At 58.3% G+C, this 21644-nt stretch carries 22 protein-coding genes and 1 pseudogene; 12 read left to right on the plus strand and 11 right to left on the minus strand.

What is annotated here, in order from left to right:
• Positions 1-58: 58 nt before the first annotated feature.
• Complete coding sequence (locus tag ASD36_RS31415) at positions 59-439, minus strand: group II intron maturase-specific domain-containing protein (protein WP_347360127.1); 381 nt, start codon at positions 437-439, stop codon at positions 59-61.
• 247 nt (positions 440-686) lie between these two features.
• On the opposite strand from ASD36_RS31415, the gene ASD36_RS31685 reads away from it, so the two are divergent.
• The gene (locus tag ASD36_RS31685) at positions 687-1181 is read left to right on the plus strand and encodes an isochorismatase family protein (protein ID WP_112834719.1); all 495 of its coding nucleotides are present in this window, start codon (positions 687-689) and stop codon (positions 1179-1181) included.
• 144 nt (positions 1182-1325) lie between these two features.
• On the opposite strand, the gene ASD36_RS13180 is transcribed toward ASD36_RS31685, so the two are convergent.
• The 4 genes from ASD36_RS13180 to ASD36_RS13195 are packed head-to-tail and all read right to left on the minus strand — an operon-like array spanning position 1326 to position 3257.
• Positions 1326-1763, minus strand: a complete 438-nt coding sequence (locus tag ASD36_RS13180; protein WP_244489819.1) for a nucleoside deaminase — start codon at positions 1761-1763, stop codon at positions 1326-1328.
• Positions 1764-1809: 46 nt separating this feature from the next.
• A complete protein-coding gene (locus ASD36_RS13185; protein WP_060509212.1) occupies positions 1810-2184 on the minus strand; it encodes a multidrug efflux SMR transporter in 375 nt (124 codons plus the stop codon).
• Between the two features lie 54 nt (positions 2185-2238).
• A complete protein-coding gene (locus ASD36_RS13190; protein ID WP_060509214.1) occupies positions 2239-2559 on the minus strand; it encodes an SMR family transporter in 321 nt (106 codons plus the stop codon).
• 29 nt (positions 2560-2588) lie between these two features.
• A complete protein-coding gene (locus tag ASD36_RS13195) occupies positions 2589-3257 on the minus strand; it encodes a DsbA family oxidoreductase (RefSeq protein ID WP_244489820.1) in 669 nt (222 codons plus the stop codon).
• Positions 3258-3395: 138 nt separating this feature from the next.
• Here ASD36_RS13195 and ASD36_RS13200 point away from each other — a divergent pair, with 138 nt between their 5' ends.
• The 5 genes from ASD36_RS13200 (at position 3396) to ASD36_RS13220 (ending at position 6669) form a co-directional block, all read left to right on the plus strand.
• Positions 3396-4319: a LysR substrate-binding domain-containing protein gene (locus ASD36_RS13200; RefSeq protein ID WP_060509216.1), complete on the plus strand. Its 924-nt coding sequence runs from the start codon at positions 3396-3398 to the stop codon at positions 4317-4319.
• Positions 4320-4658: 339 nt separating this feature from the next.
• On the plus strand, positions 4659-5255 hold the full coding sequence (locus tag ASD36_RS13205) for a TetR/AcrR family transcriptional regulator (protein WP_060509218.1): 597 nt from the start codon (positions 4659-4661) through the stop codon (positions 5253-5255).
• A complete protein-coding gene (locus ASD36_RS13210; RefSeq protein WP_060509220.1) occupies positions 5239-5619 on the plus strand; it encodes a RidA family protein in 381 nt (126 codons plus the stop codon). Before ASD36_RS13205 ends, ASD36_RS13210 begins: the two co-directional genes overlap by 17 nt.
• A gap of 128 nt (positions 5620-5747) precedes the next feature.
• The gene (locus ASD36_RS13215; protein WP_060509222.1) at positions 5748-6056 is read left to right on the plus strand and encodes an EthD family reductase; all 309 of its coding nucleotides are present in this window, start codon (positions 5748-5750) and stop codon (positions 6054-6056) included.
• 166 nt (positions 6057-6222) lie between these two features.
• On the plus strand, positions 6223-6669 hold the full coding sequence (locus tag ASD36_RS13220; RefSeq protein WP_060509224.1) for a DUF1579 family protein: 447 nt from the start codon (positions 6223-6225) through the stop codon (positions 6667-6669).
• Between the two features lie 392 nt (positions 6670-7061).
• Here ASD36_RS13220 and ASD36_RS13230 read toward each other — a convergent pair whose 3' ends face one another.
• Entirely contained in the window at positions 7062-7628 is a 567-nt protein-coding gene (locus ASD36_RS13230) for a TetR/AcrR family transcriptional regulator (protein WP_060509228.1), read from the minus strand.
• A gap of 88 nt (positions 7629-7716) precedes the next feature.
• Between ASD36_RS13230 and ASD36_RS13235 the strand changes: the two genes are divergently transcribed.
• Both ASD36_RS13235 and ASD36_RS30020 read left to right on the plus strand, forming a co-directional pair.
• Positions 7717-8586 (plus strand): NAD(P)-binding domain-containing protein, encoded by an 870-nt coding sequence (locus ASD36_RS13235; protein ID WP_060509230.1) that lies wholly within the window; start codon positions 7717-7719, stop codon positions 8584-8586.
• A 120-nt stretch (positions 8587-8706) separates the two neighbouring features.
• A pseudogene (locus ASD36_RS30020) lies at positions 8707-9333 on the plus strand (aminoglycoside 3'-phosphotransferase); the annotation flags it as partial.
• 166 nt (positions 9334-9499) lie between these two features.
• Here the strand turns inward: ASD36_RS30020 and ASD36_RS13240 are convergent.
• From ASD36_RS13240 to phnD, 4 genes are all read right to left on the minus strand, one after another.
• A complete protein-coding gene (locus tag ASD36_RS13240; RefSeq protein WP_060509232.1) occupies positions 9500-10642 on the minus strand; it encodes an ABC transporter substrate-binding protein in 1143 nt (380 codons plus the stop codon).
• Positions 10643-10678: 36 nt separating this feature from the next.
• The gene (locus ASD36_RS13245) at positions 10679-11779 is read right to left on the minus strand and encodes an ABC transporter ATP-binding protein (RefSeq protein ID WP_060509235.1); all 1101 of its coding nucleotides are present in this window, start codon (positions 11777-11779) and stop codon (positions 10679-10681) included.
• The gene (locus ASD36_RS13250; RefSeq protein WP_244489828.1) at positions 11779-13545 is read right to left on the minus strand and encodes an iron ABC transporter permease; all 1767 of its coding nucleotides are present in this window, start codon (positions 13543-13545) and stop codon (positions 11779-11781) included. The genes ASD36_RS13245 and ASD36_RS13250 overlap by 1 nt, the downstream gene beginning before the upstream one ends.
• Positions 13546-13671: 126 nt before the next feature.
• The gene (gene phnD / locus ASD36_RS13255) at positions 13672-14634 is read right to left on the minus strand and encodes a phosphate/phosphite/phosphonate ABC transporter substrate-binding protein (RefSeq protein ID WP_060509239.1); all 963 of its coding nucleotides are present in this window, start codon (positions 14632-14634) and stop codon (positions 13672-13674) included.
• 99 nt (positions 14635-14733) lie between these two features.
• Between phnD and ASD36_RS13260 the strand changes: the two genes are divergently transcribed.
• The 4 genes from ASD36_RS13260 (at position 14734) to ASD36_RS13275 (ending at position 19262) form a co-directional block, all read left to right on the plus strand.
• Positions 14734-15414: a response regulator transcription factor gene (locus ASD36_RS13260; RefSeq protein WP_060509241.1), complete on the plus strand. Its 681-nt coding sequence runs from the start codon at positions 14734-14736 to the stop codon at positions 15412-15414.
• A complete protein-coding gene (locus ASD36_RS13265; protein WP_060509243.1) occupies positions 15414-16805 on the plus strand; it encodes a sensor histidine kinase in 1392 nt (463 codons plus the stop codon). Before ASD36_RS13260 ends, ASD36_RS13265 begins: the two co-directional genes overlap by 1 nt.
• The gene (locus tag ASD36_RS13270; protein WP_060509245.1) at positions 16802-17797 is read left to right on the plus strand and encodes a substrate-binding domain-containing protein; all 996 of its coding nucleotides are present in this window, start codon (positions 16802-16804) and stop codon (positions 17795-17797) included. Before ASD36_RS13265 ends, ASD36_RS13270 begins: the two co-directional genes overlap by 4 nt.
• Positions 17798-18206: 409 nt before the next feature.
• A complete protein-coding gene (locus ASD36_RS13275; RefSeq protein ID WP_060509247.1) occupies positions 18207-19262 on the plus strand; it encodes an IS110 family transposase in 1056 nt (351 codons plus the stop codon).
• A gap of 467 nt (positions 19263-19729) precedes the next feature.
• On the opposite strand, the gene ASD36_RS13280 is transcribed toward ASD36_RS13275, so the two are convergent.
• Positions 19730-21613: a hypothetical protein gene (locus tag ASD36_RS13280; protein WP_060509249.1), complete on the minus strand. Its 1884-nt coding sequence runs from the start codon at positions 21611-21613 to the stop codon at positions 19730-19732.
• Positions 21614-21644 lie beyond the last annotated feature (31 nt).

A 21644-nucleotide genomic window follows, 5' to 3' on the forward strand; every position in this document is an offset into this window, starting at 1 on the left:
CCGCATTACGGCGGCAGGTCTCGCATCGCCTCTCGCCGAACCGGACTTGCGCCTTTCGTTACGCATCCGGCTCTCCAGAAGACATGGCAAAGTCAGGCATACCCATCCACGCAAGACGGTATCGCTCGACAGGTGTCCAGCAGAGCACATGTTGCTCAATAGACCCTTCTCGCCAAACCCGTCTCGTCGCCCGGCGCCTGCTTGGCTGTTTTGAGCCCCACAGTTCGCTGGGTGTTGCCTTTGGACGTTTCTTACGTAGCCAGCAGTAAAGACGCACGCCAATATACCAGTCGAGATAGACAAATACGCGGCCAGCGCCGACACAGTAGCGATAATAATTCGCCCATCCGCTAGTGATGGAATTCACCTTCCGGAGCTTTTCGCCAAGACTGACGGATATGCTGTCACGCTGCGTCAGTTGCTTGACCTTGTGACGCAGGTTCGCGGCCTTTGCCTTGGTATTTCAACGCGCGGGCCATAGCCGTAGCGTTTATCCCAATGCGCGCTGAAGCGGAATCCGAGAAACTCGAAGCCCTCTGTCATGGCCGTTACCTTTGTCTTTTCCGGCGACAACGTTAGCCCGGTCGTCTCGATCAGTGTCCGACATCAGCGCCCATGAGACAGAATTGGTTTAATTGAGAAGAGAGGATTTTCGGCTCATCGTAGCTCACGCAAAGGAAGCGAAGATGAGACAAAAATCCGGGCCGCAGAAACCGGCGGCCGAACAGGTTATCAAAGACATCCGCTGCGCCACCCGCAAGCACCATTCGGCTGAGGACAAAATCCGCATCGTGCTGGACGGTCTGCGTGGCGAGGACAGCATTGCTGCGATCTGCCGCCGTGAAGGGATTGGCGAGAGCCTGTATTATAGCTGGTCGAAGGAATTCCTCGAAGCAGGCAAGAAAGGGCTTGCGATCGTACCGGGTGACCTTTTCTACACGTGTCCGCGAGCCAGTGTCTTTCATGGCACATCGATTGACGCCGACCTTCGGACGCGCGGCGTAAGCTCGCTTGTAATGACAGGGATAAGCACCACCGGCGTTGTTCTTTCAAGCGTCGCCTGGGCCAGTGACGCAGACTACGATGTGCGCCTGGTCCAGGATTGTTGTTATGATCCGGATCAGGATGCACATGAAGCTCTGTTTCGTTCCAGGTTCGGCGGACGCGTACAGGTCGTTTGACGCGGAATGGCGGGTAAGTCTTGCGGCTGTTACCGCTCTTGTCGCCTGGTAAACGGTGACGTGAGGCCGTTGCTTCTTGAAGTTCCACGGCACCAGATCGTGCCTCTCACGAATGATGCCTGCAGGCACCACAGAATGAGACTGCTAGCTCGCGCGCAGTTTTGAACTGAATGCCTGGAATGGCTGCAAGCGTTTTGAGACAGGGAGCTTTTCAACGGCCGGTGCATTCCAGTTCAGCGGATCGTCAGCAAAAAGGCGATAAGTGCTGCGGTAATCGAAACCAAGTTCGGCCACTTCGTTTCGATCCGCGGCGAAGAACACTTGCGCAATTCCTGCAAAACGCGCGCTCATGTAGCACATTGCGCAGGGTTCTCCTGACGCCAGAAGTGTCGCGCCCGACAGGTTGGATGTGCTGTGCGTGCGACAGGCATTGCGTATGGCCTCGACCTCGGCATGTGCGGTCGGGTCGTGATGTTCCCGAACGCGGTTGACACCACGTCCGAGAACTAGACCGTTGCAATCGACCACGAGGGCAGTGAATGGAATGCCGCCTTCGTGAACATGATCCATGGAAAAGGCCACAGTCTCTTCCATGAGTTTTGGTAGGGGGACGCAGTTCCCGCGAACATCAGATTTTCCCCTGAAGCTTGGCGCTGTCGGCAAGCTTCAGCCAGATGACTCCGCCGATGATGACTGCAAGCCAGAATGCCTGGGTGATAGTGAGCGACTGGCCGAGAAGAACGCTGCCGAATACAGCCGCGCCGACCGAGCCGATGCCCGCCCATACTGCATAACCTATGCCCACATCGATAGTACGCAAGGCGACGCTGAGGAAGTAAAGCGTCAGGAGGAAAAAGACGAGGGCCGCAACCGACCAGCCCAGGACAGTGAAAGCCTCACTGCCGGCAACACTCAGCGCGTATCCGATCTCGAAGGCTCCAGCGAGGAGCAGGCTCATCCATGCGCGAGTGCTGGCTGCATTGTTTTGAACTGTGTTAGTCATATCGACAATCCTTGAAATTCATGGGAGTTGAGGAGGTGCTGAACGGCGGTTTTTTTACGCCGCACCACTGAGGCGCAGGCCGACGACACCACCGACAACGAGAAGAATGCCGAGGGTCTTCTTCCAGTTGAGCGTTTGACCGAAGAACAGCACGCCCAGAACGACGATCCCGACGCCGGCGGCTGAGGTCCAGATGGCGTAACCCACGCCGACGTCGAAGGTGAGAAGCGCAAGGCTCAGGAAGAACGTCGCGACAGCCCCGCTGACGAGTGTCACGGCAGTCCATCCCGGATGGGTGAACCCATTTGCCTTGCCTGCGCTGATTGCAACCGCGATCTCAAGGATCACGGCAATTCCAAGATAGAGCCAGCTCATCGTATTTTCCTTTCGTGACTATCATGTAGTCAAGCGTTTGCCCGAGGTTTTGATTGGTTAGCTTCAAGTTCTTCGAGCGCCTGCCGCAATGCATCCAGCGGCGGTGTTCCGCGGAAAATCCGCTCTCCGACCACGATTGTGGGGACAGAGGTAATGGCCATGTCTTCGCGAGCATGGCGCAGGGCTTCGCGATGGCGCGCCGCGTATCTGCCGCTCTCCAGCGCCGCCCGGGCCTCCTGCGAGTCGAGACCCGCTTCATCTGCAAGCCCGATCAGAATTTCAGTGTCGCCGATGTCACGGCCCTCTCGAAAGAAAGCGCGCAGCACCCGCATGGAGTAGGGGTGATCGAGTCCCTTGTCCTGCGCCATGGCCAAAAGCTCGAAGGCCTTTGCCGTGCGGGGTTGGGGCGAGATCGGCGGCAGGTGGATCGGCACACCAAGCTCTTCGGCGAGTGGATAAACAGATTCTTTCCAGACCTTCGGGAGGTATCCGTCCTCCACACGCAACGTGGGAACGGGTTCGGGGCGCAATTCAAAAGCGCGCCACGTTATGGAAAGCTTCCTGCCGCCGATCGCCTCGGACAAAACACGCTCTGCCAACAGGCAGAAAGGGCAGACATAGTCAGAGTAGACGGTTATTTGAGGTTTTCGCGCGCACTCCGGTTGAGGGCTATTGTCCATTTGCAGCAACGTCTTCATGTCTTCTTCCTCGCCGTGTAATTGACTGTTGCTGTTGGAAATATCAGGCGTAGAAAAACTTGGCCAAAGCGTATATCTCATTGCGACGATGAATCAGATTCATCATGGTAGCGCCGTTGATTCCAGGAGGTCGTCACCTTGCGCAAGCTTCCGCCACTTCACAGTCTGCGGGCCTTTGAAGCTGCCGCTCGCCATCTGCATTTCACGCATGCGGCTGAGGAACTGCACCTCACTCCCACCGCAATCAGCCATCAGGTACGGCAACTCGAAGAAATCCTCGGCGTGGAGCTGTTTCGGCGCTATCCGCGTCCGGTGAGGCTTTCGCCAGCCGGTGAAAAGCTGTTCCCGGTGCTGCGAGATTCCCTTGATCGCATTGCTGCCGCGATTGGGCAGCTGTCCGATGATCAGAACCGTCCGCTGCGTCTGTCTGTGACTATGGCCTTTGCCAGCAGATGGCTGATGCCCCGCCTTCTGCAACTGCGCGAGCAGACAGGGGTCCTCATAGAAATCGAGGCGGATGACCATGTCGCGGATCTGCATGCCTCAGGCATCGACATGGCGATCCGTTATGCAGAGCGAGCCGGTATGGACGCTGAATGGCATCGGTTGTTTCCCGACCGCATCATACCGGTATGTGCACCCGGCCTATTGCTGGACCGCGCCCAGCTTACGCCAGATCAAGTCCTCGCATTGCCGTTGCTGCACTATCGATGGAGATCCGGGGCGGCCAATGCGCCGAATTGGGAGCGATGGCAGGCTCAGGCACAAGCGGATCGTGGCCGACCGCACATCACCCAGACATTCTCCGAAGAAGTCCACGCACTTGACGCGGTTGTGGCGGGTCAGGGTGCCGTACTGGCCTCTGAGCTACTCGTCAGCGATCAATTGAACGCAGGCACGCTCGTTCCGCTTTCAGATATCTCGCTGCCAGGTCCGACCTATTGGGCGGTGTTCTTGACGAGCCATCCCGCGAAGGAGCGGCTGCAGATACTGCTCGAATGGTTCCGAAGCCAACGCTCGCCTAGTTGCACCTCAAAAGCGGCACCGCCGCCGTTGGCCTAACGCGGTGACGCTGCTAGTGGATTGGCGAAGCTGTATGGTCCGGGTATTGTTGGAGAAGCTGGCCATTGAGCGCTCCTCTCGTTGAAGGGCAGGTAACATCAACCTGCCTGCCTAGAACTCAGATAATCACACTAACCTCACCGCGCACGCCCTCCCGCGAAGCGCGGTTCGTACATGGGGTCGTTTGCTGCCGAAATGCCATCACCTACGCAGAATGGCTAAATCGGGGTGGCAAGCTGAACGACAGCTTCGTGCCCGACGAGGCACGGTACCCGGTCATAGCGGTCACCTCTAGTTTTAGTATGGACATTCTAGAATGGATGTATCAATATCATCCGAATGGGACGCAAACGTGAATTCGATGAAGAAGCGGTACTGGCCGGCGCGATGATGGCCTTTCGCAGGCACGGCTATGCTGGCCTATCGGTCATAGAGTTAGAGGCGGCCACCCAGATCAGCGCAGGCAGTCTCTATAACGCCTACGGTGACAAGGAGGGGCTCTATAGGGCGGTATTCGATTTCTACTTCAGGAAAGTCATCGATCCTCGGATAGGCGCCGCACAGACGCTCGACGACCTTGAGAAAGTTGCAATTGATCTCTTCAACCCACCGTTTTCAGATGGGTTGGGCTGCTTGGTGACTAATGCCGCTGTCGAATTTCGAAACTCGGCAGGAACCGGCGGCCATTTTGCTGGACGTGGCCTCGACATCATCGAGGCGGCAGCCCTTCGAGCCGTCAGGGCGGATATGGGGGACGGAAATGAACCTGCAGCGCTACGCATTGTGCTGCTCTATCAGGGCATGCTGGTGCTGACCCGCGCCGGGCGGTTGTCTAACGCCTACAAGGACGCCGTGAGGGCCGAATTCGATCGCTTGCGCAGACAAGCCAAGTCAACCTTCCCAGCCATAAGAGAGCAGAATGCAAAAGGCGATTAATCCAACGGGCGTGTCCACGCCACCCTACTATAGCCAGGCGATCGAGGTCTCCGGTTTTGCAAGGACTCTTTATGTGTCAGGGCAGGTCGGGGTAGCAGCCGATGGCAGCTTTCCGCCAAATGTCGGCGAGCAAGCGAAGTTAGCGATCGCCAACCTTAAAGCAGTTCTTGCCGAGGCGGGCATGGACAGGGATAACATCGTCAAGAACACGATCTATCTAACAGATCAGTCCCACTTGGAGGAATTCATGGCGGCGGGCGGCGAACTTCTATCTTCTCCACCGGCCGCCTCGACGCTTCTCATTGTCAAGGCACTCGCAAATCCGGAACTACTAATAGAAATAGAGGCGGTTGCGGTAGCCTAAAAGCACAGCGAAAACTACCTTACTGTCGTCAAACTCGCTTCAGCCAATATCTGGATGCGCTTTAACAAATCGGTGAACTAAAAAGGTCCCTAGAACGCTCGGAGAGACGTTCAGGAAGGAGCCCGACCATGATCAAGATGAGCGTCTACTATCCCGCCAATGGCGGTTCGAAGTTCGATCACGACTACTACCTCACCCGTCATATGCCACTAATCCAGGAACGGCTCGGCGACGCCTGCTTACGCTACGAGATCGATAAGGGCCTTGCGGGGCGCGAACTTGGAAGCGAGCCGGAATTCGTCGCGGCGTGCCACGTCTACTCGCCGAGTCTAGCGACATTCCAGGAGGCGTTGGGTCCCCATCGCGGGGAGATCGCCGCGGACGTCGCCAACTATACGGACATCGCCCCCATCGTGCAGATCAGCGAAGTCGTTTAGAGATAATGGCTTCGGCCCGCATCCGCGGCACCAGCCGAATAATGGCGTCAGCGCGTTGAACCCGATCCGCATAGGTCCGGCTATTTCCACCCTCGATGATCCACCTGTCTTGGGCCGTTAGGCGGCGCACACGTGCATCCATAGTGCAGCACAAAGAGGAACATCTATGACTCTGAGCAACTTTCCCTCCGAACATCACCGCCGCCTGAACATCCTTGCCGGTGCCTGGCACACGTCGATCACCATGATAGAGGCCGACGGTACCGAAGGCGGCACCTCGGAGGCCCGCGACATTTATGCATGGATGCCGAACGGCCACTTCCTCGTGCATGACGTCGACGCGATGATGGGAGACCAGCATGTGCAATCGACTGAGATCTTTGGAGTTGATCGAGCCTCGGGCGAGTTCTTTAGCCGGAGCTACGATCCCGACGGCAGCACAAACGATTTTGTCTCAAAGATCGAGGGCCTCGACTACACAATTACAGGCAAGGTCCAGCGCTTCACTGGGCATTTCGGTGACGATGGCAGGATGCTGCAGGGCGAATGGAGCCAACTCCAGGGGGATGATTGGAGGCCTTTTGTTCGGATCGTGCTTAAGAAGCGTTCATAGAAGCTCGCCGAAGAGGGCCGTTGTCGGCTGGGGCGGACAACGGCAGCTTTCGGGCCCTCACCGCTTTGCTGCGAATGGCGGTAGTGGGGTCGGAAAGTGCCGAATAGCTTGTCAGAACATATGGTCATGGGGTGAAGACTATTGCTCCAACAACATGGAGGCGACTTCCAGTCGACGGTTCCCCGAGAAGGATCGCAGCCGTAGGCTCAAGTCGAGGCATTGGTAGCCAGCCTTAAAGCGCCGAGCACCCATGGGCGAGGTGCTGTTTAGTCGCCACTCAATTGACGCCGGCCAGGAATGAGCTTGGTCGCCGGCTGCAACTGTTGACCCTGCTTGCCTCTTGGGCTCCTTGACAAAGTTCATCGTTCTTTCTCCGCTTTGCGAGCGCCACGTCACCGAGCTTTGCAGGGCCTATCAGCCACAGCTTTTATGATGAGTGACGTTAATACGGACGTAGCGATCGGCTGGGAGATCGCCCCGGCCTGTGTCTCGGAGGCAAGGGCCTCCGCTGCGCCTAAAAGAGCGACACACACGGGACGAAAGTGCTCATCCTCCAGGTCGGAGCACGGCCGGAGGGCATCATACATCAACTGTACGTATACGTTGATCATGAGCCGTTGCTGCGCGGCCATCTCCTCTGTCCCTTTTAGTGCAGCGGAGATTGCGAGAGCTTCTGGACCAAACAGGGCAAGGCAACTGAAATACGCTTCGCTGATGATATCAGCTACGGCGGCGAGCTCATTTGGCGTTTCATGGAGAGCAGAGCGGAGCCAGTGGACATAGTTTTCCTCCAGCCGCTTGAACAGCGCAACCAAAAGGCCGGCCCGGGTCGAAAAGTGTTCGTATGCGATCGGACGACTGACCCCTGCTTTTGCGGCCAAGGTCCCGAGCGTCAGTTCATCCGCGCCCTGATTGCGGACGATTTCCATCGCGACATCGAGCATCTGTTCGCGACGCATATCTCTCTTCAGCTTCACATCTCCCCCTTGCGCAGAAACTTACAATCTGTAAGTTACATTATGTAACATCTAAGTCAAGGATGACATGATGAGTGACGTAGCGATGATCGGGCTGGGACGTATGGGCGGTGCGCTCGCCAAGACGCTTGTGACTTCCGGCAAAAGCGTCACGGTCTGGAATCGAAGCCAAGGCAAAACGGACGCCCTGGAGCGCATCGGCGCCTTGAAGGCGGAAACGCCGGCCGCTGCTATTGCCAGCAGCAGCACGCTCATCGTCTGCTTGTCGGACTACGCTGCAACGTCGATCGTCCTCGATGGCTCGCACGGAACTGATTTTCTTGAAGGAAAGACAGTCGTCCAACTCACGTCAGGCACGCCGAAGCAAGCTCGCCATCTCGAACGATGGGTGGAGGCCCGTGGAGGAACCTATCTTGACGGCGCAATTTCGGCTTGGCCTGATCAGATCGGTGGACCTGAAGCTTCGATAGTTATTGCCGGACGGGAAAGCGTTCTAACCTCGGCTGAACCGATCCTGAAACTGCTGGCTCCAAACCTCTCTCACGTCGGAACTGACATCGGCCGCGCAAAAATTCTCTTCAATGCGGCGCTTTCCTATTTCGCCGGGCACTGGATTGGTTTCAGCCATGGTGCGGCAATGTACGCAGCGGAGGGAATGGATGTCGCTGAGTTTGGCGAAGCTATCGCTGCCCTGTCACCCATGTTTGCAGATGATGTGCGCCACATGGGGCAAGCTATTACAGGTAACAGATTTGCTGATCCCCAAAGCACCATCAAGTCGGTTGGTGTGGACATATCCCGACTTGTAGAAATAGCGGACGATTTGAATATCAGTGCCGCGTTTCCGGAATTTGCGGCCAGCCTATTTAGGAACGCTGCAGAGGCAGGGTACGGCGCAGAGGAGCACTGCGCAATCTTCAAAGTCATTCGCTCGCAATGAGCCACATCAGTATGTCACTTCCAAATGCTGATCTTGGCGAGATCTGTATTTGCAAGAGTCGTTGATGGTGATTTCCCTGACGGGGAGGCAATTTAGCAATTTACAAGAGAGGATGATCGGGTGGATTTGAAATTTGCACCTCTCGACGGATTGCACTCTAACTGGTTGCCAGTCAGGGGTGGAGAATCCGGAAATACTGTTTTTCGACGTGCCGATGCGCAGGCATACGCAAAAATCGCGCCTGCCGCCCGGCGGATAGAACTTGCCGAGGAGCGCGACCGGCTCACTTGGCTGGAGGGGCGAGGCGTGGCGTGTCCCGAAGTGATCAGTTGGCGGGAAGAGAAGGAAGGCGCGTGTCTGGTGATTACAGCCATTCCCGGAGTGCCGGCAGCAGATCTTTCAGGATGCGACTTGCTCAAGGCATGGCCGTCGATGGTGGATCAACTCAATGCTGTTCACTGCCTGTCGGCAGAGGAATGCCCGTTTGAGCGCAGGTTGTCAGGAATGTTCGCACGCGCTGTTGATGTCGTTTCCCGCAATGCCGTTAACCCCGACTTCTTGCCAGACGAGGACAAGCTTACGCCGCAGCCTGAGCTTCTAGCCCGGATCGAACGCGAGTTAGCGGTGCGACTCGAGCAGGAAAGTCGCGAATTGACGGTTTGCCACCGTGATCCCTGCATGCCGAACTTCATGGTAAGCATCAAAAATCTGCAATGCACTGGTCTGATTGACGTTGGTCGACTTGGAAACCGGAGGTGCATGCGCAAATTCCCGAACCGTGGCTGTGCCACCGCTATGATTGGTTCATCGACATGCTCTTTGCCGAAATGTAGCGCCCATTCCGGCCGTGAACGTGTTTGCGAGAGAGCCACATGAAAAGCCCCACGCCTGAACAGGCGTAGGGCAAGGGTGCTTAGCGGGAGTGCTGCAGCCAGAAATCTTGCCAGTCCTGAAGCTTGGCGAAATCATCCGGTGTGGTTTCGGAGTGGTTCACGTAGAGAAGATCGGCGTATTTGGCGATGCCGGATACTTCTTTCTCCGGCATCTTGGCCTCGATGTTGGTCGAGATCTTGCCATCGCCGAGCTGCGGCGCCATGCCTTCTTCGGTCATCATGAAGCGGGCGAAGAGCTTGGCCGCATTGGGGCTCTTGGTGCCGGCTGCGATCACCGCGACGCGTGGCGTGAGCTGACCGACCCAAGGTTTCATTTCCTTGCAGATGCCCATCCCGTAACCATCCTTCTTGGCGTCACGGAAAATGGCAACGCTGAGGAAGCCGATCGGCGGCTTTTCCTGGCCAGGAGCGCCAATGACCGGACCGACGTCGGTATCGCTGCGGGTGACCATCGGCTTGTTCTGGGCCAAACGCTTGACCCATTCGGCCGTGGCACTTGCTTCCTCGGTCTTCAGCTCTTCACCGAACTGGGCCTTGTAGGCCTCACGCATCGCGGCGTCGTCGTTTGTGGCGATCTGGTTGAACCAGAACATGGTTTCGTTGCGCAAAAGCGGATCGGGGATCGCGACACGTCCCTTCCACTCCGCGGTCGTCAATGCCCAGAGATTGCTCACCGGGCAGGCCTCACCGTGAACGTCGGTGTTATAGGCGAAAACCCACGGATTGTTGCTGGTGATCGCCGGGCTCTGATAGGCGGCCGGGATCTTGTCCTTGAGGTCAGGGGCAAGCCAGGAAATGCCAAGGCCCTGCGGGAGGATCTGGCTGGTCACCGACGGCAGATTGCTCATGTTGAACACGTCGGTGCGCACGTTGCCGGCGGTCGCTTCACGGGCGATGATCTGCTCCTGATCCTGGCCGCTCATCTTCACGCCGGTCGCCTTTAGGCCGTATTTCGCCGAGAAGTTCTCGGCCATCGTGACGATCTTGCCGGTTGCGTCGATAACGGTAATCGGCGGTTCTTTCTTGGCCGCCTCGATAAGTGCTTCCAGCGAATATTCGCTATCCGGAATACCGATTTCCTTGGTCTCCTGGGACATTGCGTTTGTCAGGCCGATCGCCAGAACGGAAACGCCCGTCATGAGGCCGATGAGTGTTTTAGGCATGTTTTTCCTCCGTTGCCTTTGGTTTTCGCGTGCCGGTCAAAGGGCGACGCGCTTCTTCTCCTGGTCGAAAAGATGCAAATGCTGCCTCTCGACCCAGAAATGGATAATTTCACCCGCCGCCCGGTGTGGGTTTTCAGTGGCGATCGCAAAAAAGCGACTTCCGTCCACGTCAAGCTCGACAATCCAGCTACCGCCCGTCGGAACGACGTCGACGATGGCTGCGCGTCCTGCGGCGCATTGTGCGGCTTGGTCATCGGCAAGCGAACCGAGGCGCACGGCCTCCGGGCGGATGCCGGCGGAGGCGACCGGGGCGCCGCTTAATCCGAAATGTGCGAGAAGCGTGTTGAGCCAGCCGAGCAGCGGGCTGGATTGCTCCGCATTCATCTCGATGATGTTGATCGGTAGACTGCCGACGAACTCGGCGACGAAACGGTTGGCGGGACGCTCGTAGATGTCGTCAGGTGTGCCGACCTGCTGCAGTTCGCCCTCGCTCATCACGGCGATGGTCGTCGCAAGCGTCATCGCTTCCCACTGATCGTGGGTGACGAAGACGATGGTCGATCCGGCTTCCGCGTGGATACGCTTCAATTCCGCGCGCATTTCCAGCCTGAGTTTGGCGTCGAGGTTGGAGAGGGGTTCGTCGAGCAGGATGATGGATGGGTTGAGCGCCAGCATGCGGGCCAGTGCCACGCGCTGTTGCTGTCCGCCGGAGAGCTGCGCCGGGTAGCGGTTCGCATATTTTGCGATGCCAAGCTTCGTCATGACCCGGTCGACGGTCGCATCGCATTCGGCGGTGGCAATCTTGCGCAGCTTCAGTCCGAACTCGACATTCTGGCGGATCGTCATGTGCGGCCAAAGGGCGTAGTTCTGGAAAACCAGGCCCATGTTGCGCTTTTCCGGCACGGTGAAAATGCCTTCCGGCACTGAAACGATCGGCTTGCCGTCGATGAGAATGCGGCCGTCGGTCGGGTGCTCGAGACCTGCGATCATGCGCAACGTCGTCGTCTTGCCGCAGCCGGATGGGCCGAGCAGGCAGAGAAACTCCGACTTGCCGATTTCCATGCTGAGATTGCCGATTGCGGCGGGGATGCCGCGGCCGTAGCTTTTGCCGATATTTTCCAATGTGATGCTGGACATTACTTGGCTCCGATCCCGTCTGAGAGGTTGCTCTTGCCGATTTTCTGGACGACCATCGTGCCGGTGAAGGCGACGACGCAGAGCATCAGGACCACTGCGTTTGCAGCCTGGCTGTAGCCATAATCGACAAGACGGATTGCGTAGGTGGTGAGGAGGTCTGTGCCGGGAACGGCAAGGACGACGACGAGGCTGAGACCCTTGATGCCGGAGATGAAGGGCAACAGGATTGCCGAGACCAGAGCGCCGCGCTGGATTGGCAGGACGATGGAGCGCATGCGGCGGAACCAGCCGGCGCCGACGATCTGCCCAGCCTCCTCGGGGTCCCGGCCAAGCTGCATCATCGAAGAAATGCCCGCACGGGAAGCGAACGGCATCTGGTCGGCCAGGATGGCAAGGACCAGGATGAATGGTGTCCCATAGAGCGCCGGCAGCGGCGGACGCGCGACGGCGAACATTGAAAGATAGGCGGCCGCAAAAGCAATGCCGGGTACCAGATAGGGCAGGAAGGTGATCTGACGCAGCCCCACGGAGACAAAGCGCACGGGCGACCGCACGACGCTATAGCCGACGAGCAATCCGAGCACCCCGGCGCCGGTGGCGGCAAGCCCGACCATCCAGACCGTGTTCCAAAGCGCCAGCCAGAACTCGCCGGTCAGGAGAATGCCCTGACGCAGGGCAGTCGTACCAAGATCGGTGCCGATCCAATAATCGAGGGTGAAGTTGTCCAGGTTGAAAGAACCCGGTACCCGCATCACCGTCGTCAGCGCCAGAGCGATAAGCGGTATGCCCGCACTAACGGCAAACATAGCGAACGCCCAAACAACAGTCGGAACTTGCCATTTTCCCAGCGGGGTCTGGCGGACCATGGCTCCCTTTGAACCGATGGTGACAAAGCGCTTGGCCTCTTTCAACAGGCGCATGTCGATGATAACGGAAATCGTGCCGATGACGACGATGACGCCGGCAAGCACTGCGGAGGCGCCTGCCTGGCTGGTGGAGATGGCGCGAAACAGCGATGTCGCGAGCACATCGAAGCCCACCGGGACACCGAGCACATAGGCAACGCCGAAATCCCCAAGGCACTTGGCGAAGATTAGCGTTGCGGCTGAAACGAGCGCGGGCAGCATCAGCGGCAGAATGATCTTGCCTGCCACGACGGTGGGACGTGCGCCAAGACTGCGCGCTGCGTCCTCAAGCTGCGTGTCGAATTGCTTGAGTGCGTTGCCGAACAACAGGATGACGAAAGGTGCATAGTGCAGCGCAAGGATCAGCGCGATCGGCAGGGCGCCATAGGCAAACCAGTCTGGCGGCGTGAAGCCGAAAGTCTCCATCCAGCTGGGGAGCCCGCCCGTCGTGCGGTTCTTGAAGAGCGTCAGCCAGGCGAGGGCGAACGTCCAGGACGGCAACATGTAGGGCACGAGCAGGGCCGTCGAGAACCATTTCTTGCCAATCAGATCCGTGCGGCTGAGCAGCCAGCCGATCGGCGCGCCGACGAGGAAGGCAATGATGATCGCTGCGGCGGAAATGATTGCGGTATTGGCCAGCGGGCACCAGAACAGATCCCGTGAGATCGGCGAGAACAGCGCACGGCGCAAATAGTAGACCGTAAACTCGCCGAGCGGCTGCTTGCTGCGTGCCACATCGGCAAAATGCACCGTGATCGCGTCGGCGAGCAGCAGAACGACCGGGGCAAGAATGAGATAGCAGAAAACGGCCAGCAGAAGCAGACTGAGCAGCAGTGTCGGGTCAGCGCTGTTGACGCGCATCAGGTAGGAGAGCCTTCTCCAGGGTGTGGCCGGTCGAGGACGCAGACGGTCCTCCGGCAAAGTGTTTTGCAGGGTCATGGGCTCACTTGTTTCGTGCGGAAGGGAAGGGGGTGTCTTTTAGATTTGTCAGTCCGGCAAGGCGCCGACCGCAGCGACGACCTCGCGAACAGTCTGCCATGCCGCATCGTAGCGGACCGGCAGGAACTCCTCGTCGCCGTTGAAGGCGGCTGTCATCTCGGGCGGAAAGTGGAAAGCAAAGAAACAGGTTTTCAGTTTCTTCGTCAGATCGGGATGAAGATCATGGGCGTGAGCAAAAGCCGATGTTGGAAATAACGGGCTTTCATACAACACTCGTATGGCTTTCGGGTCGACCGCGCCGCGCTCCACCAGGCGCTGGAGCACATCCGATGCGACGGCCGCCATGTCGTAGTCGCCGGACACCACACCCATAACGGACTTGTCGTGCGCACCAGACATGATCGGTTTGTAGTCGATGTCGGGCGTCAGACCATTGACAGGAAACAAGGCCCGCGGCGCAAGATTGCCGGAATTCGACCCCGCAGAGACATGCGCGACACGTTTGCCTTTCAGGTCGGCGAGCATGTGGTAGGGCGACCCGGCACGTACGATTGCAACCAGATGGTAGCCACGCACTTCGCCGTTCTGTCCTTTCGTGGCGAACGGCACCGCCCCGGCTGTGTTGACGGCGGCAACCGTGGGGCCGGTGGAAAAACCGGCAAAATGCAGCCGGCCGGCCCGCATGGCAGCGATCTCGGCTGAAACCGATTGCACAGGATAATAAACGATCTGCCGGTTTAGACAGGCCGCAAGATGTCTTGTGAACGGCCGAAAAAGTTGCGCATAGACCGCCGGTTCCTCGATGGGGGTAAATCCCCAGACAAGTGTATCCGGGTTTCGCCATTTCGACGTATCCAACGGCGTATCCGCGACAAGATCACCGTCGGCATCGCAATAGGCCGCGTCCAAGTCTACGCGTTGATGACACGATTCGGCATAAGCTGCGGTACTGCTGATCAATAGTAGGGCGATCAGAATTCCGCATGCCGCAAGGGCGCGGTGGCACTTCATTTTTCTCCTCCCGAAGCGGTTTACCGTCTCGCGTTCGGCAAAGCACTTGCTATAGGAAGAGGACTATCCTGAAATTCCTGTCAGAGTCCTGTCAGCCTCATGCGTATTCTCGTCATAGAAGATTCTGTTGATATCGCCGAAGCGATCGAAGCGAAGCTCTCGCGGGCAGGGCACCATGTGACATTGGCCCAAGACGGCATCTCGGGGGAGGAGTTGGCTATTCATGGCGAGTTTGATGTCGTGGTCCTCGACATCAACCTTCCCGGCCGTAGCGGATTCGAGGTGATGGCTCATCTGCGGCGGCGCAATTCGGCAACGCCGGTCCTCGTTACCACCGCCCGCAACCAGCTGGATGACAAGATAAGCCTGCTTGATCTCGGCGCGGACGACTACATCGTCAAGCCGTTCGATCTCAGCGAACTCGAGGCGCGGCTGAGGGCGGTGACACGCCGGCACCAGGGGCTTGCCAATTCGCTGATCCGGGTCGGCCTGCTTGAGGTAGACATGTCCGCCCGCGCCGCTCGTGTGGGTGGAGAGCCGCTTGAGTTAGGGCGGCGCGAATTCGAGGTTCTGGAGATGCTTGCGGCCCATGCGGGCAATACCGTCAGCAAGGAGAGGCTCTACATAAAGCTCTTTGGCCACGATGATTCCGGGACGCCAAACGCCGTCGAACTGCTTGTCTCGCGGGTCCGCAAAAAACTGGAAGCCGTCAATGTCGAGATCGTCACGCACCGGGGGGCCGGATACATGCTGCGCGGCAAGCTCAATGCGGTGTATTGATGGCGCGCCTGTCGATAGAGCGGCGGTTGCTGATCAGCACAGTGTGCCTTTTCCTTGTTATCGGAAGCGTGCTTGCCCTGACGGTCCGCGCCTATGCCCGCCGTGCGGCGGATGAGGCTTTCGATCGCGTACTGACAGCATCGGCCCTCGCCATTGCCGATACTGTTGGCATTGAAGAAGGCGAAGTGACTGTTGATATTCCGTACTCGGCATTTGCCATTCTTGGAACGTCGCGTCTCAACCGTGTTTTCTACAAGGTCACTGCTCCCGATGGCAGCCTTGCCACAGGTTCGCCTATTCTCGGCCTGGACATACCGGCCGTGAGGGACCGAGCACTGCATCTTTATGATGCCCTCTACCGGGAAAATCCGGTGCGGATTGCTTCCGTGCAGCGCTACCGTGCCGACACGGTGACAGGTGCTGGCGGCTGGATCGGTGTTATGGTCGCGGAGACAAGGGAGGCACGCCAGGAGCTTGCCGGCGAGTTGACTGTCAAGGGAATGCTGCCGGCTGTCGCAATTGCACTTCTATCGGGTGGCCTCATTCTCGTGTCAGTGCGCTCGGCGTTCTCGCCACTCCGTCTGATTGAAAGCAACCTGCGGGCGCGGCGCCCATCCGATCTGAGCCGTATCGAGAAGGAAGTGCCGGTCGAGGTTTCAGCCCTGGTTTCCGCGCTAAACGAATTCATGGACCGGTTGGGTTCGGTACTCGACGGAGTAAAGCGTGTCACTGCCGATGCCGCTCATCAATTGCGAACCCCTCTGGCCGCTATTCAAGCACAAGCCGAGGTCGGGCTTGACGAGGCCGAAGACCCGCACCTCAAAAGACGGCTTTCCCGGATTTATCACAACGCACGCGAGGCTGGCTTGCTGGCAAACATGCTGCTCTCCGACGCAACGACGATGCACCGTCTTGAAACGCAGGAGCGCGAAATCATCGATTTTCGCAAGGCGGCGGAAGATGCCTTGCAGATGTTGAAGGCAGAAAGTGCCTATGCAAATCTGATGCAACTTCTGGTCCTGAATATGCAGGAAAGTCCTGTCCCAATCGTCGCGGAACATGTCGCCTGCCGGGAAATGGTTCGCAACATCGTCGAGAACGCTTTTATCCATGCCCCTGGTCCGACATGCGTGCACCTTTCCATATGGCAAGGTCACGCGGTACTTCAAGTGATGGACAGGGGACCGGGTATACCGGACTCTTCGAAGAGTAAGGTGTTTCAGCGTTTTGCACGCGCGCATGAACGTCATCCGGGCACGGGCCTTGGCCTTGCTATCGCCAAGGATGTTGCGGTGGCGTTCGGGGGCGCGATTTCCATTGCGGATCGCGCAGGCGGAGGGCTTATCGTCGAGGTCGCTTTACCGATCGTTGCAGATGGAGATGCCTCGTGAAGCGTCTGACCGTTTGGTCGCGAAACACCGTGCTCTGTCTTTTCCTGCTGTGCTGGATTGATCCGACTGCGGTGTTCGCTCAGGAGCCAACGATACGGGTGGCCGGCGTCGTTACCGAAGAGCGGTTGAAGCCGTTGCTCCAAGCGCTGGCAGCCCGCATGCCTGGCGCGAAACTCTCCTATGAACGGCTTTCTTCTGCACAGATTGCCGCAGCTGCAAAACAACCCGCCAATGCGCCTTTCGACATCGCTCTCCTTTCATCGCCGGATATCGCCGTTTCCGTTGCCAATGAAGGTTATGCCGCGTCCGATGAGACGGGTGGGGCTGTTGCCGCCTCGCACTGGCGCAATGAAGTGTTTGGCTTCTGGTCGGACCCCGCGGTGATGGTCTTGCGTCGGGATGCGTTTGCCGGACGAATGCCCCGGACCCGCATCGAACTGGTGCGGGCCCTGGAGAAGAACAGCAGTCAGCTGTCCCGGCGGATCGGGATCGTCAATATCGGCATTGACGATGTCAGCTATCTGCTGGCGTCGCAGGATTCGATACGGACGTCACTCTATTGGCGGCTGATGCGTGCCTTTGGTGGCGCAAAGGCGCGAATCTACGACACGACGGATGATCTTATGGAGGCGCTCCATGCGGGGGATTTGGATGTCTTGTACAATGTTCCACTTTCCGCACTGCCTGTGGGCGGAAGTATGCCGGAGGGTATGGTGATCATCGCACCTCAGGATTACGTACTTGCCGTTCCGTGGGTCGTCCTCATCCCGAAGGGGGCGGCTAAACCACGCGACGCACGGGTTGCCCTTCGCGCGCTGCTTTCGCCCGTGAGCAAGCCGGCACTTTCAGAGGTCGGTTTCAATTATCCCGAAGGTTTCGCCGGGCTTGAAAATCTCCAGAGCATCGAACTCGGCCCAGAGCTTCTCGTGTTTCGTGACACGATCAAGCGCAGCAAGCTCCTCGACATGTGGTTCCAGATGGTGGTCGATTGATCGGCCAGCGTTTTAGAATTCGCGGTTGACGATTGAACTGTGTCATCCGCCGGCATGACCAGCTCGTGCTCCGTTGTGCCCGTGCCATTGTTTCCCAACTGAAGTCATCGCTCTCGGAAGAGTCGATCCGGCACGAGCCGATTGGCCGGCCGTCGAACAGCCGGATCAGCGATGGGGATCGCGATTACGCGGTGACGCTGGTTCGCGAACGTTAGGCGGGAGCACCGCCCTATCGTAAGAGCGGCATGTTACGGAGAAGACGCGCATATCGGCTCCAGAGCTGTGGGCTGTCCATATGTTGATTTCCGCTGAGAACTGAGCCGGTACTGGAGTGATGAGGACGGCCTCCGCACCCAACACTGTTGTGGCATACTGTGGCTGTCAAAGGTCACAATCGGGAGAACCGTCCATGAAGGAAGTTATCACAGTCGGCCTGGATATCGCCAAGCACGTTTTTCAGGTTCACGGCGTCGATCAGGATGGCAATGCTGTGCTGAAGCGCAAGCTTCGTCGAGTAGAGGTTGTCAGCTTTTTTGATCAGCTGTCACCTTGCCTGGTTGGGATTGAGGCGTGTGCCACTGCCCACCACTGGGCCCGCGTTCTGATCAATCTTGGCCATGAAGTTCGATTGATGCCGGTTTCTTATGTCAAACCCTATGTAAAACGGCAGAAGAACGACGCGACCGATGCGGAGGCGATTTGTGAGGCGGTGACGCGTCCGACAATGCGCTTCGTTCCGGTTAAAAGTGAAGAGCAACAAAGCGTCCTAATACTCCATCGTGCCCGAGAACTACTCGTGCGACAGCGAACAATGTTGATCAATGCATTGCGGGCGCATTTTGCGGAGCTCGGCATTGTGATGCGCCAAGGCTCTGCGGGAGTCGGCATGCTCATCGGTCTCATTGAAGATGAAGAACATGACCTTGTCCCGACCTTCACGCGGCGGGCTCTCTTGCCACTCACAGAACAGCTGCGCGAATTGTACCGTCAGATCGAACATCTGGACCATGAGATCATCCAGTGGCACCGAACGAGTGAGTTGAGCCGCCGTCTAGAAACTATTCCAGGCGTGGGGCCGGTCACCGCGAGTGCGCTATCGGCAACGATCGCCGATGCGTCGCTCTTCAAGTCAGGACGGCAGATGGCGGCGTGGCTTGGGCTTGTACCACGACAATGCTCCAGCGGCGGCAAAGAGAGGTTGGGTCGCATCAGCAAGCAGGGTGATCCCTACGTTCGCAAACTCCTCGTCGTCGGCGCCCACGCCGTTTTGCGGTTCAGCCGTAAAGATGGAGAGGGCCGTAGGAAATGGGTCGCCGATCTGTTGGCTCGCAAGCCTCACAACGTCGTGGCGGTCGCGTTAGCCAACAAGATGGCCAGGACCGCCTGGGCAATGATGATGTCCGGAGATCGGTATCGATCAATCCCAGCCCAATGCAGAAGCTTGGGGTCTTACAGGAATTGGTGAGGTGCAAATGGTGTGATGCGAACGGTCGAACCGGGATCTGAAAACCCGACGTTGGGTTAATGCGCTCAAAAGCGCGTTGGAGTGTATGGGATCAGGTCTGCGGAATTCATCAGGGCCAGCGGCATCGAAAGGCCGCAATCAAAGGCCGTATACATGCCTGCACCCGACCAAGTCGCTACCCACACCAAAAGTCCTTGCCAAGCGGAGGTCGTCCATACATGAACCCCTCGAGCTGGACCAGCGAGGTGCTACATTTAAAGCGTGTCGCATTTAATCGTACTCATATCCTGCGGCTTTAAACTAGTTTCTGCATTCTGTGAGGGAGAAGAGACCGCAGATTTGGTCGAGGGCGTGGGTGATGGCGTCGAAGTTGCTGGCCGCTCGCTTTCGCAGCAGCGTCTTGAGTTTTGAGAACACCATCTCGATGCGGAAGAAAGAGTCGAGACTCGGTAGCGACTTCGTTCGATCTATATGCCGCAATCTATGTCCTTGTAGAGTAGATATTCTGCTTCGCTGAACCGGACGTCCGAATTATCGAAGCAGAAGCGCTTGGGCACGACCCTAAAAAGATACCGCTTCCCGCATGCCGCCGGGACATCGACCGAATACAATCGAGCTATGTTGGACGGCGCGGGATCTGTCCACTTTTTATGTCCGGTGAAGGAAACGTCTTGCAGGAGCGTCGCCGATCCTGAGGTGCCGACACCTCCTGCTGCTGCTGCGGCAAAACCTATCCCCTTCGCTTCATCAATCGTTGGATATTCCTGCTGAGCCGGTGGTCGGCGGACCAGCGGCACGTCCATTGTCTCGATTGCCACGTTGAAGCGTACATCGTCGCGGGCCGGCACGTAGCCGTAGCCGTTCAGGTACTTCCAAGAAAGGCTCAGGACCCTTTGCGCGCCGCCCGTGGCGGCGGGGCGAAAGCGCAAATCGGTCGAAAAGTCCGTCGGCACGAAGGTATCGCCGCCGCCACCCGGGGCCGGGCACTGCGTAAACAGCGGCCTGTACCCGCATTCGCTTCCACCGGCGCCCCACGCGCATTGGCTAAGGCGCAACCAGTCCTCGTCATTGAGGCCACGCACACCTTTCCATAGGTTGCCACCATGCTCGGGTATCATCCACGGGCTGATCCTGCCCGGTCCGGAGGCGGATGCCCATTCGGTTCTATGGTTCTGCACCAGCCTGAGTGCTACCTTTTGCGCGAAGATGGCCGCGTTCTGCATCATCGTCGCGTTTGGAATGACAGGCGTTTTCCCAGTGGCGTCGGCAGCGAAGCGCCGTCCCGACTCCAGCGTCGTAAGGCTGTGGCAGTCCGAGCACGGATGGCCGGCAATCATGAAGGACCTGGCGTCGCGCAGCGTGGCCGCATGGAGGGCCGAATAGCCCGAACCGATCACGCGGAACGGCAGGTCCTGCCTCGCGACGCGGGCTGGAAGAAAGTTGCCCATGCTGAACACGGCGCGCGGATCGTGCCTACCCTGGAAATAGCCGACCCTCGCCTGTTGCATGTGCGGATCGATGACGGTTGGCTTTTTGTTGTCATGACAGAGTACGCAATCGACCTTGGCACTGCCGTCGTACAGGTCCTTCGCCACGCGCCGCCCGGCGGAGTCGCCATAGGACGACCCGCCGGGTGCGGGAAAGCGCTCCCTCCAATCGAAGACGGAGCGGTCCTTCCGGCCGTCGAGGAACGCGATTTCGCCCGTGATGTCGTTAAACCCGATCGCGCTGTACCGGGAAAACCGTGGATCTGTCTCCGTCCAATAGGAATCCGCCTCGATTTCGAGGCTCTCGGACGACTTCCGGCAGAGGAACAGCCACTGGACATGGTCACGGGCGATCCGGCCGACCCGCGAGTTCATTGCACAGAAAGTCACGTCCCCCGCGAGCGAAGGTTTGTCGCAACGGTCAACGGCGGCCGTCCACTTCAGCAGGCGGCCGTCAGTATTGCGGTGTGCAAACTCGAGCGGACTTTCTGCCTTGGAGGGATTTGGTTCCAGCCTTACCGCATTTCCGTCAACCTCCAGACCGACCAGCCGCGAGTTCGGGCCTGTGCAGACGCCGTCCGGCATGGGGCCGAACACCGATCTGGCCTCGTCGCCGAATTTCGTCACCGGATCGGTGCTCGCCGTCGCCGGAGCCCACAACACGTCGCCATTCCACTGAAGAAGAAGGTCGTATGGCGACCCCGCTCGCGTACCGGCGGCCGTGGCTTTTGGGTCACGGACTGAGAAGGGCCTCACTTCTTCGAGGTGCCCGGCATGCAACTCCCGCGAAGCGCGAATCCCCCAGCCAATCGGCAGAGCAATAACGACCGCAATCGCGGCAGCGAGATGGACGAGGCGCGCCACGTTTCTTTCCCTCATATACTGCTCAAGCGGA

Source organism: Rhizobium sp. Root1334, assembly GCF_001426665.1.
GTDB lineage: Bacteria > Pseudomonadota > Alphaproteobacteria > Rhizobiales > Rhizobiaceae > Pararhizobium.